At 68.3% G+C, this 14,012-nt stretch carries 14 protein-coding genes and 1 pseudogene; 2 read left to right on the plus strand and 13 right to left on the minus strand.

Annotated elements, in window-relative coordinates; all coding sequences use genetic code 11:
- Nucleotides 1–121: 121 nt before the first annotated feature.
- Both ACWGCN_RS32955 and ACWGCN_RS32960 read right to left on the minus strand, forming a co-directional pair.
- Nucleotides 122–445, minus strand: a complete 324-nt coding sequence (locus ACWGCN_RS32955; protein ID WP_378632602.1) for a hypothetical protein — start codon at nt 443–445, stop codon at nt 122–124.
- Entirely contained in the window at nt 442–720 is a 279-nt protein-coding gene (locus tag ACWGCN_RS32960; RefSeq protein ID WP_056813016.1) for a hypothetical protein, read from the minus strand. Before ACWGCN_RS32960 ends, ACWGCN_RS32955 begins: the two co-directional genes overlap by 4 nt.
- A 93-nt stretch (nt 721–813) precedes the next feature.
- Between ACWGCN_RS32960 and ACWGCN_RS32965 the strand changes: the two genes are divergently transcribed.
- The gene (locus ACWGCN_RS32965; protein WP_452460331.1) at nt 814–2,094 is read left to right on the plus strand and encodes a phthiocerol/phthiodiolone dimycocerosyl transferase family protein; all 1,281 of its coding nucleotides are present in this window, start codon (nt 814–816) and stop codon (nt 2,092–2,094) included.
- Between the two features lie 38 nt (nt 2,095–2,132).
- Here ACWGCN_RS32965 and ACWGCN_RS32970 read toward each other — a convergent pair whose 3' ends face one another.
- From ACWGCN_RS32970 to ACWGCN_RS32995, 6 genes are all read right to left on the minus strand, one after another.
- A complete protein-coding gene (locus tag ACWGCN_RS32970) occupies nt 2,133–3,647 on the minus strand; it encodes a class I adenylate-forming enzyme family protein (protein ID WP_452460332.1) in 1,515 nt (504 codons plus the stop codon).
- Between the two features lie 37 nt (nt 3,648–3,684).
- A complete protein-coding gene (locus ACWGCN_RS32975; RefSeq protein WP_379312729.1) occupies nt 3,685–4,437 on the minus strand; it encodes a glycosyltransferase family 2 protein in 753 nt (250 codons plus the stop codon).
- Nucleotides 4,434–5,453 carry an NAD-dependent epimerase/dehydratase family protein gene (locus ACWGCN_RS32980; protein ID WP_452460333.1) on the minus strand — a complete coding sequence of 340 codons (1,020 nt, stop codon included), beginning with the start codon at nt 5,451–5,453 and terminating at the stop codon, nt 4,434–4,436. Before ACWGCN_RS32980 ends, ACWGCN_RS32975 begins: the two co-directional genes overlap by 4 nt.
- Nucleotides 5,454–5,512: 59 nt before the next feature.
- Entirely contained in the window at nt 5,513–5,785 is a 273-nt protein-coding gene (locus tag ACWGCN_RS32985) for a hypothetical protein (RefSeq protein WP_387447558.1), read from the minus strand.
- An 83-nt stretch (nt 5,786–5,868) separates the two neighbouring features.
- Nucleotides 5,869–6,684, minus strand: coding sequence for a hypothetical protein (locus ACWGCN_RS32990; RefSeq protein WP_452460334.1), 816 nt, complete (start codon nt 6,682–6,684; stop codon nt 5,869–5,871).
- Between the two features lie 57 nt (nt 6,685–6,741).
- Entirely contained in the window at nt 6,742–7,770 is a 1,029-nt protein-coding gene (locus tag ACWGCN_RS32995; RefSeq protein WP_452460335.1) for a 3-oxoacyl-ACP synthase III family protein, read from the minus strand.
- A gap of 179 nt (nt 7,771–7,949) precedes the next feature.
- On the opposite strand from ACWGCN_RS32995, the gene ACWGCN_RS33000 reads away from it, so the two are divergent.
- Nucleotides 7,950–9,092, plus strand: coding sequence for a cytochrome P450 (locus ACWGCN_RS33000; protein WP_378993540.1), 1,143 nt, complete (start codon nt 7,950–7,952; stop codon nt 9,090–9,092).
- A gap of 48 nt (nt 9,093–9,140) precedes the next feature.
- Here the strand turns inward: ACWGCN_RS33000 and ACWGCN_RS33005 are convergent, their stop codons facing one another.
- The 5 genes and pseudogenes from ACWGCN_RS33005 to ACWGCN_RS33025 form a co-directional block, all read right to left on the minus strand.
- Entirely contained in the window at nt 9,141–9,860 is a 720-nt protein-coding gene (locus tag ACWGCN_RS33005; RefSeq protein WP_378993541.1) for a hypothetical protein, read from the minus strand.
- A 212-nt stretch (nt 9,861–10,072) separates the two neighbouring features.
- Nucleotides 10,073–11,469: pseudogene (locus tag ACWGCN_RS33010) on the minus strand (FAD-binding protein).
- 52 nt (nt 11,470–11,521) lie between these two features.
- Nucleotides 11,522–12,166 (minus strand): ABC transporter ATP-binding protein, encoded by a 645-nt coding sequence (locus tag ACWGCN_RS33015; protein ID WP_452459785.1) that lies wholly within the window; start codon nt 12,164–12,166, stop codon nt 11,522–11,524.
- Nucleotides 12,163–13,089 (minus strand): ATP-binding cassette domain-containing protein, encoded by a 927-nt coding sequence (locus ACWGCN_RS33020; protein ID WP_452459781.1) that lies wholly within the window; start codon nt 13,087–13,089, stop codon nt 12,163–12,165. The genes ACWGCN_RS33015 and ACWGCN_RS33020 overlap by 4 nt, the downstream gene beginning before the upstream one ends.
- Before the next feature lie 76 nt (nt 13,090–13,165).
- Nucleotides 13,166–13,966: an ABC transporter permease gene (locus ACWGCN_RS33025; RefSeq protein WP_452459784.1), complete on the minus strand. Its 801-nt coding sequence runs from the start codon at nt 13,964–13,966 to the stop codon at nt 13,166–13,168.
- Between the last annotated feature and the right edge of the window lie 46 nt (nt 13,967–14,012).

The raw sequence follows: 14,012 nt of genomic DNA on the forward strand, positions 1-14,012 counted from the left end.
CGTGGACCGTCCGCGAGCACCGCGTCCCGGAGGGACGGACCACGGTGGTGCACAACGCCCTGGACCACGACGTCTTCCGCCCGCCCGACCGGTGGCAGCCGGGACCCGGTCGGTCCGCGCGTCAGCTCGCTCGGTGGATGGGGTGGACTCGGGAGAGGGCGCGTTTGGCTTCGGCCAGGGAGATCATCTGGTCTTCGTCGTCGATATCGGCGACGGCTGCTTCGGCCCATTCGCGCAGGAGGGTGGAGACTCCTACCCGACGTTCGTCGGCGAGGGATTTCAGCCGGCTGTGCAGACCGAGGGGGAGCCGGATCGACGTGGTCACCATGATGTCTTCGTTGACGGGAAGACGTGGTGGGGCATCGGTGGGCTCGTCGGAGAAACTCAGCCGATCCATGAAGTCGGCGAGTTCTTCTTTGCTGGACGGAAGTCCTGGCTCGCTCATGATCGGGTCTCACTTTCCCACTGCTCGAATTGCGCCAGTTCCTCGGCGCGCATCGTGCGTGCGCCGATGATCACCCACGTCCAGTCCTCCCGTTGCCGCATCACCACGATCAACGGGCGGCCGGCTGTGGTGCGCCCCCACACCGTCAGGACGGTCACCTGGCCGTCGAAGGCCGGGCGTGGCCACCGTCGTGACGCTGCGAGGACCTGCCGAACCTCGCTGGGTTCGATGCCGATCAGGTGAGCGATCGCCCAATCAGGCCACTCGAAACCCATAAGTCCATAATACGCATGTAGTAACGCCATGTGAAAGTGCTGAGTTTCGGGCGGGCGTCGGTACGCTCGCGGTGTGTCGATACAGCGGAGGCCGTGTTGGGCGAGGTGATGCGCCCGCTGTCGGCGTCGGAGCGGTGGTTCTGGCTCGTCGATCAGTTGTCGCCGGCGAATTGCGTGGTCCGATTGCGGGTGCGCGGCCCGATCGGCGCTTACCGCTTGGAAGAGGCCGCGGACGCGCTGGTCGCGGAATTTCCGCTACTGCGGACAACCGTTGTCGACGGCCCGCGTTTCGCCCCGTCCGCCGACCCGCATCTACCGGTCCTGCACCGCATGGTCGACGACCCCGACGAGTGGCGCACGGTCTTCGACGAACAGCTGGCCGAGCCCGTCGACCTCGCGACCGCACCTGGGCGCCTCATCGATCTGGTGTGGCGCCCGGGCACTTCCGAGGAACACCACGACCTGATCCTGGTGCTGTCGCATGTGCTGCTCGACGGCCGCTCGATGACGTCGCTGGGGTGGCGAATCCTCGCTTACGCCTTCGGATCTCCCCTCCCCGGCGCCGCGCGTCCGCCGATTCCGGCTCCCGACGACCTCATCCCTCCCGCACACACGCGCCTGCTGCGCTGCCTGCGCACCAACCTCACCGGTCAGCTCACCGCGATGGCGCGCCGCCCGACCAGCCTGCCCGGCATCGCGCCACCACTTCCGATCCGCCGCACCCGCACCGTGATCCGCACCGTCGAGGGCGACACCCTCACCGAGCTCCGGACCCGCTGCCACCAGCACGACGTCACCGTCAACGCCGCGCTGACCGCCGCCTTGGCCAACGCCCTCGGTGAACTCGCCCCCCGGCCCTCCGGCGTCGCGGGCATCGGCATTCCGGTCGACGTCCGCTCCCGCTTGAACCCGCCCCCGGCCGACGACGAGCCCGGTATGTTCACCGCGGTCGTCCCCACTTTCGTCCCCTACGGCCCTGGCCATTCCCTGTGGGACGCGGCTCGCGCGGCGAAAACCCAACTGCACCAGCAGCTGGCGAAGAACACCGACCTCACCGCCCTGGCCGCCATCCGCTACGGCTGCCCCCGCTCGCTCGAATCCGGCAGGCGCACCATCGAACTCATCGACCGCCGGGCTCCGTGGAACGTCACTCTCAGCAATCTGGGCAGACTCTCACCGCCCGAAACCCCTGAGCCGCTGGATATCACGGCGCTGACGGTCGCCGGGACGAACTCCTGCGCCAGTGCGCTGACGGTCGCGGTGGCCACTCTCGGCACCACGATGTCGATCACCTTCTGTTACGTCGACACCATGCTCCCTCGGGCCACCATCGAATCCCTCGCCGACCGCACGCTCCGCTCGGTGACCCGCTGAGCCGACCGGCAGCACCGAGTCCAGCGGGCGGCCCGCACTCAGGCGAGCAGCTTGCCCACAAGCTCCCGTAGCGCCGCGCGATCCGGTTTGTTCGTCCGCCCGCTGACCGGAATCCGATCCACCACCACGATGTCGTCGGGGACGGCGGTGGTGTCGATGACCTGCGGCAGTCGTTCGCGAAGCAGGGCCGCGATGTCGTCTGCTCCCGGTTCGGCGACAATGGCGAGCACGATCCGCTCATCGCCGATCTCGTCCGGCAGGCCGACCATGATCGCCTCGCGCACCCCGTCGATCGCGGTGATCACCGGCTCGTACAACCCCGGGTAGATATTGGTCTTCCCCCGGATCATCATGTCTTTCTTGCGTCCGGTGAGGACGAGTTCCGTTCCGTCCCACCGTGCGAGGTCCCCGGTCGCGATCTCGGTCAGCGACTCCGCGCCGAGATACCCGCGGCACAGGTTCGGGCCCGACAGCACGAGTTCCCCGTCGTCGGCGATCCGCGCCTGCACGCCACGCACCGGAGCGCCGAGCAGATCCCCGTCGTGCGCGAGCTTGGCGGTGCCGGTCGCGATCGCCACCGGCAGGATCTCCGTCATCCCATAGATCGCGAGAAACTCGGTGTCGGGCAACGATTTCCGTGCCCGGCGCAGGAGTGCGGAGGTGACCGGCGCGCCGCCGAGGGCCACTTGACGCAGATTCGGCGGCGGCTCGAGGTCGCCGGCTTCGATCGCGTCGAGCGCGACAGCGAGATCGGCCGGGGTGTAGAACGTATGCGTAGCGCTCCGCAGATTTCGCGTGAATCGGACAGGATCGATGTGCGTCCCGAACCGTGGATACCGCGGCATCGCCCACCGCGCCCCCGCCATCAACGCGGGCAGTCCCATCATGAGCTGCTCGGTGTGCAGGAAGGCGCCCGGCGCGAGGCTGGTCTTTCCGCCCATCGCGGCGAGTCCCGCGCTCAGCGAAGCACGCGTGTGCACCACGGCTTTCGGGTCGTCCGTCGTTCCGGAGGTGAAGACGATCAACGCCGCCGCGTCGGGACCCGCGGCGGGCAGGGCGGTCTCGCGTGCGTCACCGGTGAACCGCCGCAACGGAATCGACCCGAACGGCGTACCGGGCAACCACACTCCGCTGTGGATATGGCGAACATCGAGCGCGCCGAACCGCGGCAGTTCCAGCCCCTTCTTGCGCCCGAACCCGGCGAGTGGGCCACTCACCGCGTACAGCAGCGATTCTGTTGCGGCCCAAGCTGGTTCAACCAGGCCGACTCGCTTGGCGAAGAGCTCCGGCCCGACGCCGGGGTCGACGAACACGATCGTCCCGCCCGCTGCGATCACCCCGAAGATCACCAGCACCGACGAGACACTCGGCCGGATCGAGAACAGCATTCGATCGCCCGGCGCGAACCCCGCCTCGCCGAGGTTGTGTGCCACCCGGCCGATGGACTCCACCAGCTCCCGGTAGGTGAGCGCGCGCTTGCCGACCGTGCCGAGCGCCGACGCGTCCGGAATCCGTGCGGCTTGCGCGGCAAGCCGTGCGAGAAAGTCGGTCACCGATGTTCCCCTCCACTGCCGATCGGCCCGGCCGCGGTCACCGAATATCGACCACGTCGGGCCGATACCGATGATCGGCGTACCAGGCCAGCGTCTTGCGAATACCCCAGGCGCGCACTCGCCGATTCGAGCCGTGCACCCGCACGTCCCGGCGCAAACCATAGTCGGTGGTGATCGTGCGCACCGCGTTGACCAGCGCCCGGTCCTCGTGGAGATCCTCGATCGCGGTGCGCGGGAATCCGCCTGCGGCAACGTACAATTCGGCGGTGATGGCCATGTTGCACCCCGGTGTCATCACATAGGGTCCGAGATACTTCGGATCCCGGTTGCCCGAGCGCACCTTGCCGAACGTCGAGGCCACTTCCAGTGCCACCCGAATGATCGTGCGGTCGATCCAGGAAACGCCTTCATCGGTGCGCGGAATCAGCTGACCGCTGACCAATCGCAGCCCGGAGCCGAACCCGGCCTTGATCCGCCGGGTCCAGTCGGGGGCGGGCAGGCAGTCGGCGTCGGTGCGCGCGAGGTAGGTGGCGCCTCGGGAAATCGCGTAGCGCATCCCGGTATCGGCGGCGGCGCCGGTGCCCTTCTGCTGCTCGTCGATCACCACGATGCGCGGCAGTGGATGGGCGGCGGCGAAGGCCCGCACCACCTCGACGGTGCGGTCGGTGGAGTTGTTGTCGACCACGACCACCGTGAAATCCGTGTCCTGCTGCGCCGCGATGGCATTCAGGGTGCTGTCGATGCCGCGTTCCTCGTCGAAGGCGGGAATCACCACCCACAGATCACTCACGCGTCCTCCAGTAGCCGGTCCAGCCCGCCGACCTCGTCGACCCAGCGGTGGAAGTCGTCGAGGCCGGTCGTGAACGGCACCTCCGGTCGATAGCCCAGTTCACGGGCGGCGCGCGAGATGTCATAGGTCGCCGACCGGGTGACGAGCGCGACCGCGTACCGCGACAGCGGGGGAGTCCACCGCTGCGCGACCGCCGGTATCCGCCACAGTGTTTCGATCGCCGCCAAGGCCCCGCCGAGCACCGTCGCGGGTACTGTCACGCTCGGTCCGGTCAACGAGAACCGTGCGGCCACCGCGTCCAAGGTCGCCCATACCGGCACCGGCTCCGCGTCGGCGATGAAATACGCACGCCCACCGATCTTCTCGGCCGTCAGCGCGAGAGCGGCGGCGTCGACGAGGTGGTCGATGTAGCACAGCGAAGCCCGAACCTCGCGCCCGCCGGACAGATCCGGCAACCGCCCCGCCCGCAACTTCGCCAGAATCTGCACGATCGGCCCGTGCCGGTCGCCGGGCCCCCACACCGCGCGCGGCCGCAGCGAACACGTCGTGAACTCCGGTGTATCGGAGGCCAGCACCAATTGCTCGGCCACGGCCTTGGTCTCGCAATAGCTGTTGAGAAATCGCGCCGGGTAGGGCACGGTCTCATCGATCCCCACCTGATCCCCGCCGTCGGGCGCCATCAACGCACTCGGACTCCCGATGAACACGAACCGCCGTACTCCGGCCGCCGCGGCTTCCTGCATCAGCCGATCGGTCCCGGCCACGTTCACCGCGAAAAACTCCGCGGGCCTGCCGAATTCACCGAGCAGGGCCGCCGCGTGCACCACCGCGCGCACTCCGGCCACCGCCGCGGCCAGCGCACCCGCGTCGGCGAGATCGGCCACCGCCACCTCGACGCCCTCCGGTGCCGAGGCCGGATCGCGAACCATCGCCCGAACCGGCACCGCGCGCGCCACCAGCCCGCGCACGATCGCGCCGCCGACGAACCCGCTCGCGCCAGTCACCAGCACTGTCATCGCGCCACGCTATCCCGTCGACGATCTCACGAAGCCGCGGCCGGACGGTGCCGCCTCGGTCACTGTTCGCCCTCGCCCAGCGTCTTCCACCAGGTAGCCCCGAGCAGCATGGTCATCACGGCCGCACGACGACCCGAGATCCCCCGTTCAGCGGCCACTTTCCGGGCTGCTGGAATCTGCGCGGCGTGCACTCCGACGCTCAGCACCACATCGATCCAGAAGGCCACCCGCAGCCACCGGGCCCGGAACGGCCGCACCACACCGGCGATCAGGAATATCCAGCCGATCACCGGAATCGACCGCAGCGCCAGCACCGCTCCCGGGCTGGGCACCGCGACCGAAGTATCGGCCGCCGCGCGATGGCGACCATGTCGCGGCGCACTCAGCGGATCCGGAACAACATGCAGAGACCGTGTCACCGCACACCAACCCCTCGATAGGTCACTGCCGCCGCGGTGGGCCCACCGTCGGCGGCGACGAACAGCAACGGTCGTTCGGCCAGTCCCGCGTCACGAGCCGCCACGAACGCGGCGGTCAACGCGGAAGTGTGTGCGTCGGCGGCGAAGTCGTCGGTCACCACCGCGCCCACGCCAAGCTGGGCCGCCAGTTCGCCGGCGAAGTCCGCCGTCGGCTTACCGCACAGCAGCACCACCTGTCCGGCGTCGATACCGTCCGCCGCCAACGCCTCTCGCGCCGCGATAGCGGCGTGCTCGACGAGTTCCGCTGTCCCGGTGAGCAATTCCACCGTCAGCGAGGAACGGCCCTCGGCTCCCATCGCGGACAGCTTCACGTAGCCCTGCGGGTCGGGCAGTACGTCGCCGGCACTCACATGGACTCCGCCGAAACCCGCCGCTTCGGCGGAATTCTCGAGCACGAGAGCCGCCCCTACCGGCTCGAACGCGAACTCCACATCGGCCCGGCCCGACGGATGCGCGTCGCCCGACACGACGACGACATGTCCCGTGGGCAGATCTGCCAGCAGCGATGCGGCCACCCCGACCGCGTTCACCACCCCGCAGGCACCGTTCATCAGATCGAACGACAAGCACGGCACGTCACCGCGCCGATAGTCCAGCCCGATCCCCGCGGCCTGCTGGATCAGCGCCGCGACCGCCGGTTCCACCAGGTTCGCATCGCGATAGACCCCCACATTGATCAGTGCGTCGACCTGCTCCGGCGGACAACCGGCTCCCGCTAAGGCGTCGCGCGCGGCGCTTGCCGCCTGTCCCACCGAGCTGACTCCGCCGCTGCGCGTCACTGCCGAAGAAATGATGATTCCCATACTGTCCTATACCCGCAGATCGCCGATTGTCACCGACAAGAATCCGGCAACCACCCCGGAAGCTGCCGGTACCAGCAGTACTTTCGACCCCGGCTCGATCAGTCCCTGCCGCAACGCGTCGTGCAACACCACGAAATGCGAGGTCGACGCGGTATTGCCGTATCGGTCCAGCACCGCGAGTCCCGGCGGCATCGCCGCGTCGAATTCGCGCTCGGCGGTCTTGTTGATCAATTCCACAGCGGGGCCGCTGAACTGGTGATGGATCAGGTAGTCGTAACCCTCCTCGGCGAAGCTGGAACCGCGGGCGGCCAGGAACTCCAGCTGCCGCGAGGTCCACAGCAGGTACCGGGACTCGTTGTGCATCGCCCGGTTGTCGGTGTAGAGCGCGACTCCCGGCCCCTGGTCACTGGGCATCCCCAAGCACAGCTTCGCGAACGCGGCGCTGGTGTTGAGCTCCACGTAGTCGAGCCCTGGCCCGTCGGTGCCGTCGAGCAGCACGGCCGCCCCGGCGTCGCCGACTGTGAGCGAGGCGAACTGTGGGTCGTACTTCTGCGAGATCTCCCGCACCGCGGTGTCGGCGATCGGCGTGATGCACTCCCCGGACACCACCATGCCGCGACGCACCGCACCGGATCGAATCATCCTGTCCAGCAGGAGAACTCCGGTCATCATCCCGGCGCACGCGTTGGACACGTCGAAATGGATCGCCCTGTTCGCCCCGAGTGCGGTGCGCAGCATCAGAGCGAACGACGGTTCCAGGCAGAAGTCCTCGCCCCGGGTCCGGGTGATCGAGCAGGAGATGATCACATCCAGATCGGCGGCGTCGTAGCGCGAATTGCCCAGTGCGCTGCGGGCGGCGGCCGAGGCGATGGTGAAGGAGTCCTCGGATTCGCCGCGTACCCTGCGCGCCCTGACTCCGCTGACCTTCTCCAGATCCAGCGGCGCGTCGACGGCCAGCTGCGCCAGCAACTCCGCCGTGGTCACTTCTCTGGCCGGCAGATACGCGCCGACGGCTTCGATTGTCGAACTCACCATGCTTGTTCACTTCCAGATATCGCGTGATGCACAGATCACCACCAGCGCATCTCGTCGATCCTAGCCACAGACCTTCACTAATCGGGCGTGCTCGATTAGATTCTGCCGGGGTGTGGAGCTCCGCCCGACGCCATGAACTAACCCTACTCGCCGCTGGTCAACCCTGGTTGCCTGGATTATTGCTGCTGGGACGGTTCGCGCGGCCCATCCGCAAGGTGCCCGAACTCGGCTGGTTCGTCGCCGATCCGCTGGTGGCCCGCCAGATCTACAACGACAGTACCCATTTCAGCATCGTGTCCGAGGGCGCGGCCGGGCACTGGTGGGCGCAGGTCATCGGCGACTGGGTCGAGGATCTGTTCGAGGGGCCCGGCCATACCGACCTGCGGACCAAGGTGCGCGACCTGTTCACCCTGAGCCACACCGATGCTCTGGTCGAGCGCGTGATCGGCCCCGACCTGCGTGACCTGCGCGAACGCCTGGCGGCGGGGGAGACCGTCGACATCGCCGCCCGCGCGCAGATCCTGGTCGGGCGCAGCGTCTCCGACCTGGTCGGCATGCGCCCCGAAGACATCGCCGCGGCCATCGGCGGCGACTACACCGACGATCAGGACGCGCTGTTCCTGCGCCTGTTCCATCACGTCGAAGAACTGGTCAACCTGGGTTTCGGCACGATGGCCTCGACCACGCTCGACCCGGTGGCGCTGGCCCGCGCCCGGGAGCTGGCCACCCAGCTCGCCGTCAACGTTCCCGACGCGTACGCCCGCGCCGATCCCGACACCACCCTCGGCCGCTGCCGCGAACTGGGCCTCGACGTCGAGCATGCCGGCGGCCTGGCGATCCTGATGGCCGTCGCGGGCACCGACACGCTCGCCAGCGCCATGACCAGAATGGTCGCGATCATGCACGACACCGACCAGCATCGCGCCCTGCTCGCCGCTCCTGATCGCCTTCCCGACGCGGTCCGCGAGACCCTGCGCGTCACGAGCCCGGCCTACCTCGTCGGCCGCTCGGTCACCGCGGACGTCCGCATCGCCGACCGCGACCTGCGCGCCGGCGAACACGTCAAGATCCTCACCTGGACCATCAACAACGCCGCGGGCGAGTTCCGCGTCGACCGGGACTACAACCCCGAAACCCGCCAGCTCTGGTTCGGCGGCGGCCGCCACCTCTGCCTCGGCGCCCAGCTCGTCCACTCCGAACTCACCGCGCTTCTCGAAGCCCTGACCGCAGCCGGACGCCCGTGGGAGATCGTCGAACGCCGCTACCGCAGAAAGGTTTTCATCCCCACCTACGAGGCGCTGCGCATCCGCCTCGCGCGCTGAACAGCACGAAAGGCCCCGTCCGGGTGGACGGGGCCTTTCCGACGACGACTACTGGTTTTCCGGCGCGTTGATCCGGTTGCTGAAGCCGATGCCGATGGCGATCGCGGCGGGGACGCCGGTCAGCACCAGGCCCGCGGCCGCACCCAGCGGGATGCCGACGGCGGCACCGGCGAGGCAACCCGCGAGGCCGGTGGCGCCGCCGAGGGCGAGCACCGGGACGCCGAGAACCAGGCCGCCGACGCCGCCGATGGCGCAGCCCGCGAGGCCACCGGTGAGGGTGCCGACGAGAGTGCCGATGGCGGTGATGATGCCGAACTGGGTGGCCGCGGCGCTGACGGCGTCGTCGAAGGCGTCCTGCCGGACGACGTCCTTCAGCAGGGTCGACGGGCGGGCCGAGGCCACGTCGGTGCGCGGGGTCAGGGTGGCGCGGGTGCCGTCGACGGCGGCGTCGATCGGGTACTCGAGGTCGTCGAGCGTGTAGGCCAGCGGCAGGGCGGCGACGATGTTGCCCTGGTTGTCGCGCACCTGGAACTGGTTGTTCTCGGTGGTGAGCGAGCCCGCGTCGGTCTCGACGACGACCGCGTCGCCCTCGATGCCGGTCTTCCAGTTGATGCCGGGCAGCACCTGGTTCACACCCTGGTTCACGCCGTCGAGGAAGGCCGCGACGGGCGCGGGAGCAGGCGCCGGAGCGGCGTGCGACGTGCCGGTGGCAACGCCGAGCGCGGCGATGACGAGTGCGGAGGTTGCGGCAACCTTGCTGATGTTCATGAATGCAGTCTTTCCCTCAATGGCGATGCTCCTTGGGGAGCGCAGGCCCTCGATCGAGCACCCATGATCAAGTGTCCAACTGTTTGTTGCTGAAATGTAACTTAAAAAGTCTTAAGAGTTCAAAACGGACAGTGACGTGCGTCATTGCCGGTGAATTCGATTAACTGTGAACAGCTTTCGCTCGCAATTTACCGGCCGTGATCTGAAGCACATCAATGTCGAAGTCCTGTCACCAGCCGCAACCGTCGTGCGAGGTCGGAGGCGAATACCCGTTCGGGGTCGACTCGGTCCCTGACCCGGCGCCATTCGTCGAGCCGTGGATACATCGTCGCGATCATCTCGGGGGTGGTCCGTGATTCCTTCGCGAGGTACAGCCGTCCACCCGCCGTCCGCACCCGCTCGTCGAGGTCGGCGCAGAATCGGTCGAGTCCGCTGGAGAGCGCGAAATCCAAGCTCAGCATGTATCCGGGATGCGGCCACGACAGCGGCGCCGGATTGCTCGCCCCCATGCGCTTGAAGACGTTGAGGAACGAGTGGTGCCCTGATTCGGCGATGGTGCGCACCGCGTCGGCCAGCTGCTGCTCGGCCCCGAACGGCATCGAGAACTGATACTGCAAGAACCCGCGCTTGCCGTACGCCCGATTCCATTCGCCGAGCAGGTCGAGCGGGTGATAGAACTGCGTCAGATTCTGGATGCGCCCTCGCGACCGCCGGGGAAACAGGCGATGAGCGGCCTCGGCGGCAATCCGGGTGGTCACCGAATTGACCATCCCGTTCGGAAAGATATCGGGCACTGTGAACAATTGTGGGGCATCGAAATTCAAGGGTTTGCTACGCAGTCTCGACGGCAACTGATCGACCGTGGCCAGCGAGCCCCGGCTGAATCCGGCCCGCCCGAGTTTCGCCCCGGTGGAAATGGTGTCCGGCACCGCCATCGAGTAGTCGTACCCGTCATCGGAACCGCCGGTCAGCAATTCCATCGTCTCGTCGAGATCGCGTGTGCGGTCGTTGTCGACGAGGAAATACGCGGTCTCGGTGTGCTTCAACCGAACTCGCGCGCCGATGATGATGCCGGTGAGCCCCATCCCGCCGACCGTCGCCCAGAACAGTGCCGAGTCGGGCCCTCCGGGGCCAAGGTACGTACCGTTCCGTCGGCGGTCAGCAGATCCATCGACACCACGTGATTGCCGAAGCTGCCCTGCGAATGATGGTTCTTACCATGGATATCCGCGCCGATCGCCCCACCGACCGTCACCTGCCGGGTACCCGGCAGCACCGGGACCCACAGCCCGAACGGCAGCGCCGCCCGCATGAGCGTGTCCAGGCTGATGCCCGCGTCGACCTCGACGATCCCGCTGTCGGGATCGATGCTGTGGATGCGGTCCAGCGCGGTCATGTCGACCACCAGTCCGCCCGCGTTCTGCGCCGGATCCCCGTAACTACGCCCGAGCCCGCGCGCGATCACCCCGCGCGGTCCCGCGGTCCGCACCCGTTCGGCGATCACCGCGATGTCGGGGGTGTGCAGCACTTCGGCGACGGTCGGTGCGGTGCGGGCCCATCCGCTGAGGCTGCGGCACGCGCTGACTGGATTCGGTTGCGTGAATGTCACAGGGGCTCACGCTAAAACGGGTTCCTGTGCGCAGCCTGAGGTAATCGTGCGGTTATTGCGGAGATGCCTGCCGCGGGCCGAGGGTGCCGTCGTGCATCGTGGCGACGCGGGCGCAGGCGGCCGCGAGGAGGGGCTCGTCGTGGCTGATCAGCAGGACGCCGAGGTTGTCGTCGGCGCGCGTCATGACCAGCCGGATGATGGTGGCGGTGGTGGCCGCGTCGAGCATGGCGGTGGCTTCGTCGAGGATGAGGTAGCGGGGGTTCTGGGCGAGGGCGCGGGCCAGGCAGGCGCGTTGGAGCTGGCCGTCGCTGAGGGCGTGGGGGCGGCGGTCGAGCAGGTCGGGGGTGAGACCGACAGCGGTGGCCAGCGCGGCGAGATCGGGGACCGTGGCGCCGCGGATGCGGGCGGGCTCGGCGATGATCCGGACGAGAGTGAAGTGGGGATTGGTCGCGGCACGGGGGGATTGAAAGACCATGGCGATGGCGCCGCGAGCCCGGCGGGGTGCCTGCCCGTCGACGGTGACAGTGCCGGAGGTGGGCGTCAGTAGCCCGGCCATGGTTCGCGCCAGCGTGGTCTTCCCCGATCCCGAGTCGCCGGTGATTCCGACGATCTCGCCCGGAGTGATCCGCAGGTCGACCCCGCGGATGACGGATTCCGAGCTGTAGCCCGCGGTGATGGAGTCGGCGATCAGCATCAGGACCTCGGTCGGCGAATCATGCGCGGCAGTTGGGGAACCAAGTGCGTCGGGCCACCCGCGTAAGGGCAGATCTCGGACAGGTTCGTCAGCGCTCGCGGGGGATGGGGGAGCGGGTGCAGGCCGTGTTCGGGTAGGGCGGCGAGCAGGTCGCGCGTGTAGTCGTGCCACGGATCGTCGAGCACGTGCGCCCCGGGGCCGACCTCCATCAGGCGTGACGCGTACATCACCGCGACAGTGTCGGCGATGCCCGCGCGGATCAGATGCCCGAGATCGTGCGTGATCAGCAGGACCGCCGCACCGTCGTCGGCGCACTCACGCAACAGTTTTCCGATCTGGTCGGTGCGTGTGCGATCGAGTCCGGAAGTGGGTTCGTCGGCGATGATCACCTCGGGGTCACCCGCCAAGGCGGCCGCTACGGCTGCCCGCTGGGCCATGCCGCCCGAGAGTTCGTGCGGATACAGATCGAGCGCGGCGACGGAGAGCTCGGCGCGCTCGACGAGGTCGGCGGGGGTGTGTGCGGTGCCGAGCGCGGTGATCGCCTCCGCGAGTTGAGATCCGACGGTCCGTACGGGGGAGAAGTAGGTGCTCGGCGACTGGGGGACCAGGGCGATGTGACGGCCGCGATACGGCAGGTGGGCGGCGAGGATGTCGATCGGTTCGGGGGCCGGGTCCGCGCCACCGAGTTGCAGGCGAACGGACCCGGTGGTGATGGCTTCGCGTGGTAGTACACCCATCACGGCACTCGCGACAATCGACTTCCCGCAACCGGATTCGCCGACGAGCGCGGTGATCGCGCCGGCCGCGATGTCGAGAGACAGTTCGGTCACCGCATGCACCACGCCACCGCGGCTCACCGGAATGCGGACGGTCAGCGTGTCGATGGACAGGCAGGTACCTGACTCGGGCGATCTCGCGCTGTTCATGTGGCCTCCTCGGCGGTCGCCGCAGCGCGACGTCGGCCATGGCATCCCGGCATCGGCGGGTCTTGCCGTGCTCGGTTCATCGCGGCATCCGTGCAGGTTTCGGCGGGGCGAGCAACCCGCGGAGTGACGATCCCGAGACAGCGACCGCCACCGTCGTCAGCACCAGGAATCCAGCGGGGAAGACCAGCGTCCACCACCCGCCCAGCAGCAGCGACGTGCGCGCTTCCTCCAGCAGTGTGCCCAGGCTCGGCTCGTGCGGCGGCAGTCCGAACCCGAGGAACGACAAGGTCGACTCGTGCCAAATCGCGTGCGGGAGAAGCAGAACCACCGCGATCAACGCCTGCGGGGCGACGGCGGGCAGCAGATGTCTGACCAGCAGGTGAGCGCGACTCGCGCCTGCGAGCACCGCCGCGGACACGTACTCGCGCTCGCGCAGACTCAAGCTCTCCGCCCGCACGATCCGCGCCACCTGCACCCAGTGCGTGAGTCCGATCGACAACACCACCGCCAGCGCGTTCCCCCGGAACAGCGCCACGATCACGATTCCGAGCAGCAGATGCGGCAGCGCGTTCGCGGTATCGGCGAAGCGCATGATCACCCGATCCACCCAGCCACCGGCCAGCGCGGAGACAGCACCGACCAGCACCCCGATCACCGTCGACACCGCAGCCGCACACGCCGCGACCACCAGCGAGGTCCGCAATGCCGCCGCGATTCGCACGAACAGCGACCGCCCGGCCGAGTCGGTCCCGAACCACCACTGTCCGGACGGCGCCTGCCGTGCGCTCGCGAAGTCGGTCAGCCGATCGTCGACCCCACCGATCCACGGCACCGTCACCGCGTACAGCACCACCGCGGCCAGCACCGTCACCGCGATACAAAGCCGCCGCTCACCGCCCGCTGACGCCCAGCCTGCACCGCGC

Source organism: Nocardia sp. NPDC055050, from assembly GCF_053608345.1.